Source organism: Microcoleus sp. AT8-B5 (assembly GCF_036705565.1).
GTDB lineage: Bacteria > Cyanobacteriota > Cyanobacteriia > Cyanobacteriales > Microcoleaceae > Microcoleus.
Map to the genome: position 1 here is coordinate 20,811 of NZ_JAUBUY010000004.1, position 16,164 is coordinate 36,974.

16 protein-coding genes and 1 pseudogene are annotated in these 16,164 nt (G+C 46.5%); 5 read left to right on the top strand and 12 right to left on the bottom strand.

All coding sequences use genetic code 11. The features are described 5' to 3' along the window. Positions 1-67 precede the first annotated feature (67 nt). Positions 68-1,324, top strand: coding sequence for a hypothetical protein (locus QUB39_RS04150; RefSeq protein WP_333209279.1), 1,257 nt, complete (start codon positions 68-70; stop codon positions 1,322-1,324). A 295-nt stretch (positions 1,325-1,619) separates the two neighbouring features. On the opposite strand, the gene QUB39_RS04155 is transcribed toward QUB39_RS04150, so the two are convergent. Continuing rightward, the gene (locus QUB39_RS04155) at positions 1,620-2,360 is read right to left on the bottom strand and encodes an SIMPL domain-containing protein (protein WP_333051540.1); all 741 of its coding nucleotides are present in this window, start codon (positions 2,358-2,360) and stop codon (positions 1,620-1,622) included. A 118-nt stretch (positions 2,361-2,478) separates the two neighbouring features. Between QUB39_RS04155 and QUB39_RS04160 the strand changes: the two genes are divergently transcribed. From QUB39_RS04160 to QUB39_RS04170, 3 genes are all read left to right on the top strand, one after another. Further along, complete coding sequence (locus QUB39_RS04160) at positions 2,479-2,862, top strand: YkvA family protein (protein WP_333051537.1); 384 nt, start codon at positions 2,479-2,481, stop codon at positions 2,860-2,862. Between the two features lie 209 nt (positions 2,863-3,071). Next, positions 3,072-5,420, top strand: a complete 2,349-nt coding sequence (gene pcrA / locus QUB39_RS04165) for a DNA helicase PcrA (RefSeq protein ID WP_333209277.1) — start codon at positions 3,072-3,074, stop codon at positions 5,418-5,420. A gap of 89 nt (positions 5,421-5,509) precedes the next feature. Beyond that, a complete protein-coding gene (locus QUB39_RS04170; RefSeq protein ID WP_333279123.1) occupies positions 5,510-5,740 on the top strand; it encodes a hypothetical protein in 231 nt (76 codons plus the stop codon). Between the two features lie 34 nt (positions 5,741-5,774). Here the strand turns inward: QUB39_RS04170 and QUB39_RS04175 are convergent, their stop codons facing one another. The 8 genes and pseudogenes from QUB39_RS04175 to QUB39_RS04210 all read right to left on the bottom strand — a co-directional run bounded on the left by QUB39_RS04175 (position 5,775) and on the right by QUB39_RS04210 (position 14,017). Beyond that, entirely contained in the window at positions 5,775-5,975 is a 201-nt protein-coding gene (locus QUB39_RS04175) for a hypothetical protein (protein ID WP_333051533.1), read from the bottom strand. Then, positions 5,972-6,274 (bottom strand): hypothetical protein, encoded by a 303-nt coding sequence (locus QUB39_RS04180; RefSeq protein ID WP_445243111.1) that lies wholly within the window; start codon positions 6,272-6,274, stop codon positions 5,972-5,974. The genes QUB39_RS04175 and QUB39_RS04180 overlap by 4 nt, the downstream gene beginning before the upstream one ends. Before the next feature lie 147 nt (positions 6,275-6,421). Continuing rightward, a complete protein-coding gene (locus tag QUB39_RS04185) occupies positions 6,422-7,690 on the bottom strand; it encodes an FGGY-family carbohydrate kinase (protein WP_333209275.1) in 1,269 nt (422 codons plus the stop codon). A 206-nt stretch (positions 7,691-7,896) separates the two neighbouring features. Beyond that, positions 7,897-8,106 (bottom strand): type II toxin-antitoxin system HicB family antitoxin, encoded by a 210-nt coding sequence (locus tag QUB39_RS04190; RefSeq protein WP_333051530.1) that lies wholly within the window; start codon positions 8,104-8,106, stop codon positions 7,897-7,899. A 214-nt stretch (positions 8,107-8,320) separates the two neighbouring features. Continuing rightward, the gene (locus QUB39_RS04195; RefSeq protein ID WP_333209273.1) at positions 8,321-9,721 is read right to left on the bottom strand and encodes a serine/threonine-protein kinase; all 1,401 of its coding nucleotides are present in this window, start codon (positions 9,719-9,721) and stop codon (positions 8,321-8,323) included. 422 nt (positions 9,722-10,143) lie between these two features. Further along, positions 10,144-11,979 (bottom strand): biosynthetic-type acetolactate synthase large subunit, encoded by a 1,836-nt coding sequence (gene ilvB, locus QUB39_RS04200; protein ID WP_333051526.1) that lies wholly within the window; start codon positions 11,977-11,979, stop codon positions 10,144-10,146. A 212-nt stretch (positions 11,980-12,191) separates the two neighbouring features. Further along, positions 12,192-12,365, bottom strand: a pseudogene (locus QUB39_RS04205) (RNA-guided endonuclease TnpB family protein); the annotation flags it as partial. Positions 12,366-12,718: 353 nt separating this feature from the next. Continuing rightward, on the bottom strand, positions 12,719-14,017 hold the full coding sequence (locus QUB39_RS04210) for an MFS transporter (RefSeq protein WP_333051525.1): 1,299 nt from the start codon (positions 14,015-14,017) through the stop codon (positions 12,719-12,721). Positions 14,018-14,367: 350 nt separating this feature from the next. On the opposite strand from QUB39_RS04210, the gene QUB39_RS04215 reads away from it, so the two are divergent. After that, on the top strand, positions 14,368-14,706 hold the full coding sequence (locus QUB39_RS04215; protein WP_006633346.1) for a P-II family nitrogen regulator: 339 nt from the start codon (positions 14,368-14,370) through the stop codon (positions 14,704-14,706). 140 nt (positions 14,707-14,846) lie between these two features. On the opposite strand, the gene rdgB is transcribed toward QUB39_RS04215, so the two are convergent. Genes rdgB through QUB39_RS04230 form a run of 3 tightly spaced genes read right to left on the bottom strand, consistent with a single transcriptional unit; the run spans position 14,847 to position 16,070 of the window. Beyond that, a complete protein-coding gene (rdgB, locus tag QUB39_RS04220; RefSeq protein WP_333051524.1) occupies positions 14,847-15,434 on the bottom strand; it encodes an RdgB/HAM1 family non-canonical purine NTP pyrophosphatase in 588 nt (195 codons plus the stop codon). 15 nt (positions 15,435-15,449) lie between these two features. Further along, positions 15,450-15,854: a hypothetical protein gene (locus QUB39_RS04225; RefSeq protein WP_333209270.1), complete on the bottom strand. Its 405-nt coding sequence runs from the start codon at positions 15,852-15,854 to the stop codon at positions 15,450-15,452. Between the two features lie 51 nt (positions 15,855-15,905). Next, positions 15,906-16,070, bottom strand: coding sequence for a hypothetical protein (locus QUB39_RS04230; protein WP_333209268.1), 165 nt, complete (start codon positions 16,068-16,070; stop codon positions 15,906-15,908). Positions 16,071-16,164: the final 94 nt, after the last annotated feature.

Consider the following 16,164-nt stretch of genomic DNA (forward strand, 5'->3'; position numbering starts at 1 on the left):
GGCAGTAGATTTTCTGAGAAGTATATAGTTAGCCTAGTAAATGTAACAGTAATACCCAAGGATATCTATGACTGATAATAAGCAGCCTTTTAACCAACCTGAAGCCAATCCTGACTTCCAGGAAAAGAATGTTGACAATAGCGAAAACGCGCAGCTTCAGGCTCAGACTAACGAAAATTCAGAATCAAAGGAAGATCAATCATCAGGCTCAGGCATTGGTGCTAGGATAGCTGGAGCAGCAGTCGGTGGTATACTCGGTGCTCGCTCTGGAGGCATTATTGGTGCTGTAGCAGGCTCAGTTGCTGGCGCTATGATTGGTAAAGGTACTGCTGATACTGTTAACCGTGCTGTAGATAATTTAGGGGATGCAGCACACGCTGTAGCAGACGGTATTACACACACTGTAGAAGACCTAGGGACAGTCGTAAAGGAAACGGCTGAGGAAGTTAAACCATCTATCAAAGCTACAGCAGAAGCAGTCAAGGAGACTGTTGAGGAAACCAAGCCTTCGATTAAAAGTATAGCCGAATCTGTCGATCGGACAGTTAAGGAAGCCAAGCCTTCTGTAGTAGATGCAGTCAAGAGCGCATCCGAGGAAGTCAAACCTACGATTAGAGAAGTAAAAGATTCAGTCAAGCAGACAGTCGAAGGTATCAAGCCTTCTATACAAAGTGCAGCGGATTCTATTAAGAGTACTGCTGATGAAGTTAAGCCTTCTGCCAAAGCTGTAGCTCAGGAAATTGAGGGGGCAACTAAGGATCTGAGATCGACTGTAAAAGATACAGCGAAGGCAGTGGAGCCATCTATAAAAAGTGCAGCCGAATCGCTTCAGTCATCTGGTAAGAGTGCAGCGGAATCAATGAAGTCATCTGCTCAAAGCGCCGCTGAATCTGCCAAAGTTGCAGCGCAGGATGTTAAGTCATCTGCCCAAAATGCAGCCGAATCTGCTAAACGTGCAGCGCAGGATGTTAAGCAGGATGTTAAGTCATCTGCCCAAAATGCAACCGAATCTGCTAAAGATGCAGCGCATGATTTTAAATCATCTGCCCAAAATGCAGCCGAATCTGCTAAACCTCCAGTGCCTGATTTTAGGTCCTCTGCCCAAAATGCAACCCCATCTCCTCAAGGTGCAGGGCATGGTTTTAACTCATCGGCCCAAAATGCAGCCGAATCTGCTAAACGTGCAGCGCACGATTTTAAGTCATCTGCCCAATATCTAGCCGAATCCACCGAGGAAAATATGGATACGGATATTCACATCTCCGGCACTCCTAAACTCAAGGATCAAGTGGTCATTCATGACAAGAGAATCATTAAGGACTAGGTAAAGTAAGGACTTAACTCTAGCTTGTTAAAGCTAGGGCTAAGAGAGTTTAACAAAGAGTGGATCTGAGAAAAGAGTCCACTCTTTTCTGTGTATGAGGAATGCGATCGCCTACGGTTTAACAGAGAGTCTATTTATTGAGGAACTCTCCCCCTGAAGAAGGAGAGATTTCGTTTCTAGACTACTGGCAGAAGTGGTTAAAACGGCTAAAGTTTTTTGTAGAAAAAGCTGCTTGATAAATCGAGAAATAGTTAGGGTCAAGCTGAGGTGGCCAGTTCAACCCCTAACTATATTATTAATATCCAAATTGCAAAGTCACAGAAGCTTCTACCTGCTGTTCCCCCCCCACCACAGGCGTTGTAGCGTCAGCAGCAGCCATGCGAGCACCAGCCAATTGCCGATACATAGGAGGCGGCGCGATCGCACCGTTGACTTGAATGCCCAGAATCTCTCCCCGCTTCAGGTTGAGGGCGCTAAAGACTGCATCCGCTTGCGCTTGAGCATCTTGAGTGGCTTTTTTGAGTGCTTGTTTTCGAGCAGATTCGATCGCACTTTCGGTGGCGGCAAAACTCACGCCGTCGATGCGTGTGGCTCCGGCATTCACCGCATCGTCGAGCAAAGTGCCGGCAGATGCAGTATTAATCCGAAAACTGACGGTATTCGTCGCCGTATAACCTGTCAAGCGCTGTTGGTTGTTGTCGTAGTTATAAATGGGATTGAGGGTGATGCCGGCAGTTTCGAGTTTTTCGACTTGGCGCGATCGCAGCAACTCTACCACAGCGGACGATCGCCTCGCCGCTTCCTGCTGCACCTCGGCAGCCGTTTTCCCCTGCACCTCAACCCCCAGCCGCACTTGCGTTTGAGTTGTAGGAATCGCTTCCACACCCCGCCCAGTAACACTCAGCGTTCTGATCCGCTGTTCTTGAGCCACCGCCGGATCTAATCTCACAAAACTAACGAGAGTTAAGGTTAAACACAACGCTGTTACCAGACTGCGGAAATTAATGCGATCGCCACGTTGCAAATTTGAATTCATAAACTTGATTCTCCTCACATACAACAGATGCTATACTTTACCTTCCCACTGAAAGTGCTAAATATCCGGGTTGTTACATTTTTAGTAACTAAAAAAAGTATTAGTGATTAGTCATTATATGCAATGCTTAAAACAAGTTGCCCCCCGACTAAAAAAAGAGACTTACGCGGTTTATTTAACCAGTACAGACCAGAGAGTACCTTGGTACGCCATAATTTTAGCAGGGCTTACGGTGGCCTATGCTTTTAGCCCGATCGACTTAATTCCCGATTTCATACCAATTCTCGGCTACTTGGACGATTTGATAATTGTACCCTTGGGAATTTGGCTGGTACTGAAGATGATTCCGCCACAGGTTTTAGCAGAGTGTCGGGAAAAAGCAGCCGCAGAAATAGATCGAGGGAAACCGATAAATAGGGCTGCCGCTGTTGTTATTATTGCCATTTGGATTGGCTTGGGAATATTAGCAGCAATTTGGCTGACACGGATATTTAAACGTTAAAAACAATTACCTATCTAGTTATTGTGTAGCGTGCGCGCCCAGCACCTTACCTGAAACAACTCGCTGGCTCCAAAAATATTTAAAGTTTTAAAAATTACCATTCTAGTTATAATATAGGGTGCGCTAGGTACACATTAGGTTAAAAGAACTCGCGGTATCGCATACCAAGTATTATTTACCCCTTAAAAAATTAAACTAACTTTCTAGCTATGACTCAAACCACTGATTTCCTCAGCCACCTCAACCCATCTCAGCGCCAAGCAGTCGCCCATTATAACGGGCCGCTGTTAGTAGTAGCGGGCGCTGGTTCCGGCAAAACCAGAGCTCTAACTTACCGAGTTGCTAACTTAGTTCGCACCCATCGAGTCGATCCCGAAAATATTCTGGCGGTGACATTTACAAATAAAGCCGCCAGGGAGATGAAAGAAAGAATTGAGAAATTGCTGGCAACTCAGCAAGCTGAAGCGGAATATGGCAAACCTTTGGTAGACTTAGCACCGGATGTGCAAACGAAATTGCGATCGCAAATTTACCAAAGAATTACCAAACACATTTGGATGGGGACTTTTCACTCTTTGTGCGGCCGCATTCTCCGCTACGATATTGAAAAATACCAAGACGAAAAAGGCCGGCAGTGGAAGAAAAACTTTTCGATTTTTGACGAGTCAGATGCTCAAAGTCTCGTTAAACAAATCGTCACCAAAATCCTGAACCTTGACGACAAGAAATTTGACCCTCGAAAAGTCCGCTATATCATCAGCAACGCTAAAAATAAAGGTTTTTCGCCTCAAGAGTACCAAGCAGCAGAACCGGATTATCGAGGTCGGGTGATTGCGGATGTTTACAGTCGCTATCAAGACGCTTTAGCAGCCAACAATGCCCTTGATTTTGACGACTTAATCCTCGTTCCCGTTAAACTTTTGAGCCAAAACGAGCAAGTATTAAGTTACTGGCATAAAAAGTTTTGCCATATTTTAGTTGACGAATACCAAGATACCAACCGCACTCAATACGATTTGATTCGGATGTTGGTGACAAATAACGCCGACCCGAAAAACTTCGATAAATGGCAAAACCGCTCGATTTTTGTCGTGGGCGATGTCGATCAATCAATTTACAGCTTTCGGATGGCAGATTATACCATATTGCTGGAATTTCAAGAGGATTTTGGAGATGGTTTGTCTGACGAGAAAACTCAGACGATGGTAAAATTAGAGGAAAATTATCGATCGCGCGAAAACATCCTGCAAGTCGCGAACCACTTGATAGAACACAATACCGAACGGATCGAAAAAATTCTGCGCCCGACTCGCGAACCGGGAGCTCCGATTGTTGTCTGGCGCGCCGACAACGAATTAGATGAAGCGGAATTTGTAGCAGGTCAAATTCATTCCTTAAAGCGCCAAAACTCCGAATACGAAAACGGCAGTAACTTTGCGATTCTCTACCGCACAAATGCTCAATCTCGCTCCTTTGAAGAAGCGTTAATGCGTTTAGACATTCCTTACAATATTGTCGGTGGGCTGAAGTTTTACGATCGCAAAGAAATCAAAGATATCCTAGCATACCTGCGGGCGCTTGCCAATCCCGACGATAGCGTCAGCCTCAAACGCATCATCAATACTCCCCGTCGCGGCATTGGTGATACCACATTTTCCAAAATCGAAGACGCTGCAACTCAATTGGGCATTCCGTTGTGGGAAATCCTCAGCGATGAATCTTCTGTCAATACTCTCGCAGGGCGATCGGCAAAAGCTATTATTAAGTTTGCCGAAATGATTGGTCGTTGGCAATCGCAAGTTGAAACCCTGCCCGCTTCGCAAATTGTCCAAGGAATTATCGAAGATTCAGGCTACATTCAAGATTTGAAAAATCAAGGAACGGAGGAAGCAGAAAACCGCATAGAAAACGTCAGAGAATTGTACAATGCAGTGCTACAATTTGAAGAACAAAACGAAGAACCAACGCTAACATCATTTTTAGCAAAAGCATCTTTAGCATCCGATTTAGATGACTTGCAGGAAGAAGATTCCCGCGTATCGCTAATGACGCTGCACTCCGCAAAAGGGTTAGAATTTCCCGTAGTATTTCTAGTCGGAATGGAACAGGGCTTATTCCCGAATTTCCGCAGTTTGGACGACCCGAAAGCGATCGAAGAAGAACGCCGTTTGTGCTACGTGGGCATCACTCGCGCCCAGGAATTGCTATTTCTCACCCACACTCGCGAACGCCGCCTCTGGGGAGGCTACCGGGAACACTGCACCCCTTCGCTATTCTTAGGGGAATTGCCGACACATTTGCTGGCGGGAAGTGCGAAGAAAACTAAAGCGGGGAAAACGGCTGTTTCCAAGGGAAAAACTAATAATTCAGCAGCTAATTCTGGGAATTCTCAATCGGCAGAGTGGAAAACGGGCGATCGGGTTTTTCATCATGCTTTTGGAGTTGGAGAAATTACCCATGTTTTGGGGGAAGGCGAGAGAACTAATCTGGCAATTAAGTTTTCGGGTTTGGGTCGAAAAATCATCGATCCGAGAACAGCTAAGTTGCAGCGAGTGTAATAAAAAAGTGTTGAAAACTCCCGATAGGAGTCGGCGGTTAAAACCGTTACTACACAACCTTGCGTCCGAACAGAGGGGACTCAAAAGAAATGATTCAAGGCTATCCCGCAGGGAATCGCCCCTCGATCGATCTTATCTCACATCTTGCACCATTCTCAAGAACAGGCAAGATGCCTGTTCCACAAGAAAATTCACTCTTTGTGGAACAGGCCGAAAAGCCTGTTCATAAAAGACTTATTAACAATAATGCAACATCGCAAGATGCCTGTTCCACAAGAAAATTCACTCTTTGTGGAACAGGCCGAAAAGCCTGTTCATAAAAGACTTATTAACAATGATGCAACATCTCATATCTTATTCGACTACCTGAGATTCCACACGCCTGTATTTACCCGCCAAACGTTCTCGACGCTGGCGGCGGTTATCAGCTTCAAATATGGCAATCGCTTCATCTAACTTCAAATTGAAAGCGTCCAACTGTCGGCAGACTTCACGCATCTTTTCAACGTGTCGCTTTCTGGTTTCAGCGTCGGGGATTCTAGGTTGTTGATTCATCGTAAGTTCCAATCCATTTTGATTTCTTGAATGCTTGCTGCTGAGGCATCGACAATTGCCTCTCCGTCTTCTATCGTTCCATACAGAAAGTTTAACGTATCCGCAGTCGCAGCGGGTTGAGATTCTGCCACCTGCTGCAAAAGCCTGTACAAACGATTGTAAGGGTTTCTCAACCTTTCCTTAACATTATCCAGGGATTCTAGTTCGGGGAGTGTCGCTTCTGTCTCGCCAAACTGCTGCATTAAAATGTATTCTGTGGCGGTTGTTTCGTTGAGGATTTCCACTAGCCGCCGCTGCAATGTGAAAATTGTGTTCAGGATGTCATCAGGTAGCTTTGCTATTGTCCTTAATTATTAGGGATAACAAGTTAACACAATATATCAGAATGTTTGCTTCCTCTCATTTTAGTTTTAATCGACTGCGATATCAGTCCAAATTTACCACCTTTAAATTTGCATTCCATGCTTCGCCAATAACGCACTTCCATAAGCAGCGGCAGTATGAACCGGCGTTTCAACAGGCACTTTTAAATAACGCTTTCTAATCGCACTCCAAACCGCATTTTTTGCCCCGCCGCCAGCAGTATAAACCTTTGTCAAAGGAGTGGCACCTAATTCTTGCAATAATTGATATCCCCGCGCTTCAATCCGCGCTATGCTTTCTAGCAAACCGTGCAGAAATTCCACTGAATCAGTTGGGCGCGGTTCGAGTCGTGGCGGCAAATTCGGGTCATTAATCGGAAAGCGATCGCCCTTTTTCAACAATGGGTAATAATCCAGCAAACTCTCTTGTTCTGGATCAATTTGTGTGCTATAATTATCCAACTCAACATCAGTAAAAAAGTGTCGCAGCACCGCACCTCCGGTATTAGAAGCACCTCCAACTAACCACAAATCGCCTAATTTATGGCTGTAAATCCCGTATCTAGAATCATCTACGCGGGTATGACTTAACAGTTTGACTGCTAGTGTAGAACCGAGAGAAGTTACTGCTTCCCCTGGTAAATTGACACCGCTTGCTAAAAATGCGGCAATGCTATCGGTTGTACCAGCACAAACCATACAATCGCGGGAAAAACCGAAGCGATCGCCCACTTGAGTTCTCACTTCCCCCACAGGCGTTCCCGGTGCGATAACTTGCGGCAATTCAGGCGTTGCAGCGCCCGCAATTCCCTGTGTCAGCCAATTCGGATAGCACAAAGTATCAACATCGAAACCGAGTTTCAAAGCATTGTGATAGTCGCTAATTCCCAATTTTCCGTGCAGCAGAAATGCCAGCCAGTCAGCTTGATGCAGGAAAACTGTAGGGGCGGTGCCCCCGTGCCCGCCCTCCTGCCACCACAGGAGTTTGGCCAGACTGGATGTAGCGCTCAATACTGTGTGGTTATCCGGCGCGATCGCCCGCAACCTCTCTGTCACCGCTGCACCGCGCGCATCATTGTATAAAATGGGTTCGCATACTGGTATACCGTCGGTATTGCACAGCATGACAGTGGAAGATGTGCCGTCAATGGCGATCGCCCTTACCTGATTGCGGATTGTTGGGGGAATTTGCTCGATCGTATCCCACAGCGCATTTTGCCACACTGAGGGCAATTCCGGCTGTTGCGCGCGGGCAAAAGTATGTTCTGTCTCGCAATGGATTGTACCCTGGGAGTCGATGATTGTCGATCGGGCGCCCGTGGTGCCGAAATCTATTCCCAAATAAAGATTCATTGATTACTCCCGCGAATTTTCCTATATCTCAGAAACCGGGTTTTTTTACGAAAATCTTTCGTTGTCACCCACAGATTAGGTAAAAAACCCGGTTTCTTTGGCATTAGTGCGTAAGTTCATCGCTTAAGCATGGGGGCTAGAAACCCGGTTTCTACGAGTTTTGCGTTGAGTGACGAGAAATCTAGAAAGAAACCGGGTTTCTGAGATTATCGTGCTTCGACATATTCACATAGCCTAGTTGGTTCGGGAATCGGTAAACCTTCTTCTCGCAATCCTTCTAAGTGAAATTCTATTGCTTCTTTAATTTGCTGCTGTACTTCCGCAAGGGTAGCGCCTGTGGCTGCACATCCGGGTAAATTGGGCGCGTAAGCTGAATAGTTATTCGGTGTTTTTTCAATGACAATCGCATAACGCATTAGTTGATACCCACGGGTGGTCAGAAACCGGGTTTTTTTACGAAAATCGTTCGTTGTCACCCACAGATTAGGCCAAAAACCCGGTTTCTTTGGCCTTAGTGGGTAAGTCGTGTCTTTGTGAAACCCATCCAATTAGCACGTAATGAAATGACTAAAATCGATAATTTCGTAAAAAAAGATTCGATAAAAAAGACTTGAAAAAAGGCTGAAATTCCTATAAATTACAGCTTACAGCTCTTGATGCGAGAGAAGAACCATAACGCCACTTCACACCCAAACCCCGGAACCCACCCCACCATCCGCACAGTTGCCTAGGGAGGTGGCCCACAGGTGCTTGTTTATTATAAGTTAGGTTTTTTGTGTCCAACCAACTGCCTCCTTTTCGCCAACCGACACGATCGCCTAGCTTGCATTCAGTGTCATAATCAACTTTACCGCCTACTTCCAACCAGATTTTTTTCTGGACGCTAAAGCCGAAACGACCCTGACTGTATTTTACCCACAATTGGTCGATCGTCCGCAAATCATCGCAAGGAAAATTCTTGATCGATTCCGTTGTGAAATAACGTTCCTTCTCCCGTCTAGCAGCTTTCAGCATCACCTTGAATGTTTCCTCATCCGCCTCTTTCCATTTCCCCGCCGCCAATAAATCCCGCAGATGAGTATAGTCAACACCCCGCGCTGATTTAAGCGAGTCTGGTGGCGTTGCTGGTGAAGGTGTTTGAGGTGATAATTGAGGCGATCGAGTACCAATATCCTGCAAAACTTCAGTAGCAGATTGATAACGTTTTTTAATAGCAGGTTGTATCATTTTATCTAAAATCTGACCCAGTTCCGAACTGACAGATGTTTTTAAGTGTTCTCGCCACACCCACTCAAACTCGCTATCATCGAATAAATCAATCGGCTCAACCTGAGTTAACAGACACAGACAAGTCACACCCAGACTATAAATATCACTCGCATGAATAGCTTTGCCGTTGGCTTGTTCTGGTGCCGTATATCCAGCCGTCCCGATCCTCGTTCCCGTTACCGCTAGAGCCGTTTGTGTCGCATATTTCGCGGCTCCAAAGTCAACTAAAACCAGTTGCCCATCTTGTTTGAGAATAATATTTTCTGGCTTGATATCCCGGTGAATTACTTGGCGGGAATGAATGAACTCGAATACTGGCAATAAATTATTAAGCAAGTCGCGAATCTGCGTTTCGCTAAAATATCCCTTAGATTCTAGTGTTTGGGCTAAATTTTCACCGTCGATGAATTCTTGGACTAAATACTGCCGTCCATCTTGACTAAAATATGCTAATAATTCGGGAATTTGAGAATGTTTACCCAACTGTTCTAGGCGGACTGCTTCAAGCTCAAATAACTCAGCCGCTTTCTGGATACTAGAAGTGCCTTGAAATTGGGGGTAAAATTGTTTAATAACGCAGGAAGGTTTTGATGGTTTATACTCGTCAATAGCTAGAAAAGTGCGCCCAAATCCCCCTTGTCCAATAATTTTTTGGGCTCCGTAGCGATCGCCCAATAGCAGTTTATTGCCGCATTTTTGACAGAATTTTGTATAGCCAGACGGGTTTTGGAATAGGCAATCAGGGTTTAGACACTGGCTCATAAAATATGCTTAGAGATTTACAGATTAAAGCTCTCGATGCGATGCCAGCGGATATGGTTTTAAATGTGAAACAGCAGAGCCGGGTAAAGAGATGGGATTGCCTTTCATCGTGTCAACTTAAGTCTGAAACCTTTGTATCTCTCGCTTTTATCCGAGGCCAGATCCCCCTAAATCCCCCTTAAGAAGGGGGACTTTGAGATCGCTCCGGTTCCCCCCTTTTTAAGGGGGGCTAGGGGGGATCTGGCCTCGGCGATAAACAGCAGTCTATGACCACGTTTGACCTTAAGTTGAGATCGCTCCGGTTCCCCCCTTCTTAAGGGGGGCTAGGGGGGATCTGGCCTCGACGATAAACAGCAGTCTCTGAGTAAGTTTGACCTTAAATTGAGACTAACAGGCAATGCCTAAACACCACTCAAAACTCGTTAAACTTTTGTCCCGCACTCAGGACAAAACTTATTCGTCGAAACATTCTTCGCGCCGCAACTCGGACAATAAATCAACTCCGCAGATTGCAACTTGCTACGATCGGGCAAACCAACCATTTGAGCGTTGCTCTTACCTGGAACTACCATCGGATAGCAGTTTTCGTCCCTCGTCACCTTCACGTTCATCAGCACCGGGCCCTCGTGAGCGAGCATTTGGGCGATCGCATCTTTGAGTTCCTCCGGCTGCGAAACCAGCATCCCCTTCACGCCATAAGCTTCAGCCAGCATCACAAAATCCGGCATCCCCACGGTCATATTCGACGAGGAATAACGCTCGCCGTAGAACGCCTGCTGCCACTGCCGTACCATACCTTGCCAGCCGTTATTTACAATCACAATCTTGACATTAATGCCGTATTGTGTTAGTGTTCCCAGCTCTTGAATATTCATTTGCACGCTAGCATCGCCAGCAATACAAATCACTTGCTCATTGGGTAGCGCCATTTTCGCGCCCATCGCAGCCGGCACCCCGAAACCCATCGTGCCCAAACCAGCGCTCGAAATCCAGCGGCGCGGCCCGTTGTTCAAGAATTGAGCCGACCACATTTGATGTTGACCGACATCTGTTGTGTAGTAAGCATCCGGCGCTTGAGTAGCCAACTCGGAAATCACCTCTTGCGGAGACAAAATGTCTGGGTAATGAGGCACAACTAACGGATAGTCCTGTTTCCAGTGATCGATCCTGTGCAGCCATTCCGCAGTCTGTCCGGTTTTCCCTGAAACTCCAGTTTCCCGACAGCGGCGCAGCAAATCGAGCAAAACTTGGCGGACATCTCCGACAATCGGCACGTCAGGGCCGCGATTTTTGCCGACTTCCGCCGGGTCGATATCGATGTGAATCACCTTAGCGCGCGCGGCAAACTCGTCTAATTTGCCCGTCACGCGATCGTCAAACCTCGCCCCGACAGCAATTAGCAAATCGCACTCGGTAACGGCAAAATTAGCGTAAGCAGTGCCGTGCATCCCCAGCATTTTCACCGACAAAGGATGGTTTTCGTCAAAGGCACCTTTGCCCATCAGTGTTGTCGTGACCGGCAATTGGAAAAGTTCGGCGAGTTCCTTAATTTCCTCGTGGGCCCCCGCTGCGATCGCCCCGCCGCCCACATACAGCAAAGGACGCTTTGCTTCCTGCAGCAAATAGATTGCTTGATTAATCTGCCGAGGATTTCCCTTCACCGTCGGGCGGTAGCCCGGAATTCTCACCGATCCGGGTTCCACGGGCAGATAGTCAAATTCTTCTAAACCCACATCCTTGGGTACATCAACCAAGACTGGCCCCGGCCGCCCTGTACTGGCGATGTGGAAAGCTTCTGCCACAATTCGCGCCATATCTCTGGGGTCGCGTACTACATAGGAATGCTTGACAATTGGCAGGGTAATCCCGTAAATATCTGTTTCCTGAAACGCATCAGTGCCGATCGCCGCACGGGGCACCTGACCGGTAATAATTACCATCGGGATCGAATCCATGTGGGCCGTCGCAATCCCCGTCACTAAATTAGTTGCGCCGGGGCCCGAAGTAGCAAAACAAACTCCAACTTTGCCCGTAGCGCGGGCGTATCCGTCAGCCGCGTGAGCCGCGCCTTGTTCGTGGCGCACCAGAATATGTTTGATAGCGCCAGTTTCTTCGGCGCGGTAGAGTTCGTCGTAAAGTGGCAGAATTGCGCCGCCGGGATAACCAAAAATATGCTTGACACCGTGGCGGATCAAGCTGTCAATCAGAGCAAATCCACCAGTTGCACGCCTGATTGTCACTTTAGTTTTTAGTTGCACAGTATTTCCTTCCTTAAACTAATTATGTTTTTTAATGAAAGCTTTTATAGCTTGTAAAACTATAGTCATCTATAGCAATCCTAAATGATTTGTGTAATTCTTGTAGGGGATCTCCCCACGCCCGGTTGCACCGATGCAGGCTGGGGTAGGCACGGGGAGTAGGGGTAGCACTACCCCTACATATTTTTACAACTGATGCGAGGATTGCTATATTACATGACGTGGGAGGCATGAAGTCCCTCCCCTTTCGCTTTTACTTTAAGCGGATTAACCCGCCTCGGCTGAACTACGCAGCTCCCTATCCCATCGCTAAACGCATTTGGGATTGCTTTTCTCAAAATATTATAAGACCCGTTAGCATCGGCATTAATCATCTGACTATATGATACTACCATTGTCTATTGATGTTTACAATCTTAATGATGTTTTATAATACTACTTTAATCTCAATAGTCAAATTCTGAAAATTTGACTGCTGATATTTTACAAAAAGTTTGGCGAGCGGGCGGTGTCCGAGCGATAAATTGTGGAACAGCAGAGGAAGAAAGACACAGAGGAAATCGCTGCCTCTATGTCGGTTTACCGTGATATGACGCTTCTATAGCATTCTTGATTCGGCATTCGACAAGAAAAACTAATCGTTTGAGCAATTAAGAACGTCCTAATCATCAGGGCGGTTGCTATGTTATGGATCGATCGCGAAAACCAAGCCCTCTTGCTTCTTCCTTCTTGGCAAAGTTCAGAGAACATCCTGCAAGACTTTGCGAGTATGTTTCCAAGCTGCCATGCCCATCACCGAGACCAAAAAGCCCAAACCCAGCAACACGATCCGCAAGCCCAAGTCATCGTCGCCGACGGCATTACTGACAGCATCCGTTAGCGGGCCAGTCAGTGCTAAAGGCAGGCTCAGAGCAATATTAATCGCATTGTTTTCAAATCCAAAGACTTTACCCCGCATAGATTCGGGAGTTTTTTCTTGAATCAGAGCCTGCATCGGGCCGTTAATTAAGGAAGCACCAAAACCGAACAGAGCGCTCAATCCGAATCCCACCCAAAGGTGTCTGGCAAAGGCAAACATTGCTAATACAAAACCCATCATCAAGAAACCGATTAAAGGCAGAGGTTTGTGGTGCATTCGATGACCCCAATGTCCCAAAAAGGCTGCGCCGAAGACCATTCCAATTCCCGCTGCAGCGAGTAAAAAGCCAAATTGAGTTTCTTTGAGACCTATTTTGCCTGAAAGCGCGATCGCCAGCACCTGAAGCGCCGCAAACACGGAATACAAAATGGTCAACTGCACCATCGCGTTGCTGACAAGGTGATTGTGTTTCACATACCGCAAACCTTCCTTGAGGTCTTGCCAAGGATGGACGTTTTTGCCACTGCTGCCGACATGACCTTCTTTGATCTGCATGGCATAGATCAAACCTGCTGATATCAGGTACAACCCGCCCAGCAAAAACTCTTGAGAAGCTGATCCGAAGCTGTGTTTGACCCAACTAAACAGCGGTTCGCCGATCGTCATCCCAATAATGATCCCGCCCATTGTGGACGAGGCGAACAGAGCATTTGCCGACATCAGTCCCTCTCGCCCCACAGCCAGGGGGACGGCGGCCGCTTCTGCAGGAGCAAAAAATTGCGTTACGGTAGAGATTAAAAACGTCATTGTCAACAAAACCACAAAAGCTTTGGGCAAAAACGGCAAAGCTACAATCAACCCGGCTCGAATCACGTTGCAGGCGACCAGCATTTGCTTTTTGGAAAAGCGGTCTACCACGATACCGGCTACGGAACCAAAGACGATCGCTGGCACGGTGTAGGCGATCATCACCGCTGACAGCATAGAATTTTCCGAATGTTGCCAAGAAACCGGCCAGGGTCGGTAGTCGCCGGTTTTCAGCAGAATAATCAGCAATACGTAAAAGATTTTATCCGCCACTTGGGCCAATAACTGGCCCGTCCACAAGGCGAGGAAGGGGCGATTTCTCAGTAGGGCATCAAGCCCGCTGCGGTCAGGGGGAGGGCTGGCTGGGTGCATAAGAATAGTTTAACTGACCGCCTCTGGCAATTATAGTTTTCAGCAATATGTGCAAATCTGACATAGCAAAGCGGAAACTCGGAAAACTCCTGTCTCCTGGGTTCTTTTTCTGTTTTAGCAGATCCGTGGCGGAGGGCTTGGGTCTTTTTCACTCTACCGCGATCTATCGGAGCGGAGAGCCCGCGCCTCGGGCCAATGGGAGAATATTGTTAAAGATTGGCGTGCCTCTCATCGCGAGTACAAAATAAGGTAGTATATTTTACAAAATACTTAATACTAGCAGTGATATTAAAAGATGTCACGCGATTTAAGTAATATAACGAAGGTACTAACTGTTAGGAGTGAAAAACTTGAAAAAGGTTGAAGCTATTATTCGCCCCTTTAAACTAGACGAAGTGAAAATCGCACTCGTCAATGCTGGTATTGTGGGGATGACTGTTTCTGAAGTTAGAGGTTTTGGCCGTCAGAAGGGCATGACAGAACGCTATCGCGGTTCTGAGTACACCGTTGAGTTCTTGCAAAAGCTCAAGGTCGAGATTGTTGTGGAAAACGATCAGGTTGACATGGTGGTTGATAAAATTATCGCGGCTTCCCGCACGGGCGAGATTGGCGACGGCAAGATTTTCATCTCTCCTGTAGAACAAATTATTCGGATTCGGACTGGAGAAAAGAACTTGGAGGCTATCTAAGATACTGGGGCATTGAGCATTGGGCATTGGTCTTTGGTAACTGGTCTTTGCCCAGGAAAAACCTATTTCCTGTTTAGTTCTGATACCTAAGTGTCAATATCCAATGCCACAGTTCCCCCCGGTTTTGGCTTTTTTACTCGTTAGGGGTTGACAAGGTTCGCCATTTGTGGTATGAGAGCGTGGAAGGCTCGGCCGCGGTGAGAGTGCGATCGCTTGATATCCGGTGTCATTTCGGCAAAAGTCTGTTGCTGTGCGGGTACGTAGAAAATGGGGTCATATCCGAAACCTCCCGTACCGCGAGGAGTGTGCAGGATTTCGCCTCGGCAAATTCCTTCTACTTGCAGGGCAATTGTACCGTCGGGACGGGCGATCGCGATCGCGCAAACAAATTGTGCTTCCCGGTTTTGTTCGCTTCCCAATTCTTTGAGAAGTCGAGATATCCTGTCAGCATCGGTTTTCCCGTAGCGCGCGGAGTAAATCCCAGGTTGGCCGTTGAGTGCATCTACCATTAAACCAGAATCATCGGCGATCGACCATTTGCCCGTTGCTTTTGCGACTTCAGACGCCTTCAAGCAAGCATTAGCAATAAAAGTTTCGCCTGTTTCCTCGATGTCCAACTCTTCCGGTTTGAGATCCAATTTCCATCCCAAATCCTGAAGATAAACTTGCATTTCCTTGAGTTTACCCGGATTGCCCGTAGCGACAACTAGCAATTTGCGATCGGTCATTATTTCTATTAAAACTTACGGCTCTATATTAACAAAAGATTGGAAAAATGGTTGCAACAAAATTCCCAAAATCTTATCAACATCTTGAATATAGTATTCAATCGGATCGATATAAACAGTAGTTTCCTCCAAAATCAAGAATTTCCAGTTAGTTCCCGTCGTCACCGCGCCGTAAATGCGATCGACCTCAGTGTCTTGGTTTTGATTGAAACATTGGGCCGCTACCATTGCCGCTACGCATTGACCCAAACCCCCAATGATATCTTCCTTTTTTGCCTCAAAAATTGTTATAACCGGAGCACTGATGAACAATTGTTCTGAAGAACCGCTAATAATATAATCGCAAAATCCTTGCAAACCTCTTTCTGGATCGACAGTAAAATCCTTACCGGAAAAAAGAGAAACTCGTTTGTTTAACAATCGCCGGACTTCTGCTAATATCGGCGCAATCAAAAATTCTGAACGAGCTTTTTATGTGGAAATAAAAGTTGCTAGCGGTACATAATCAATCAGGATTGTTGTTAAAATTTCTGATGGTGAAACTGGTTTTGTGTCGGCAAATAAATTGCGAGTTTCATCTAAGGTTAATCCAAAATCTTTTTTGACTCTCGCAAGGCTGAAATCGCTGTATGCCATTTGCTTGTATCCTAAAAATAACCTGATATAGCCGCCATACTATTTGATTTCTGAACAAGATTTTTTTACCGCAGAGGGCGCAGAGGACGCAGAG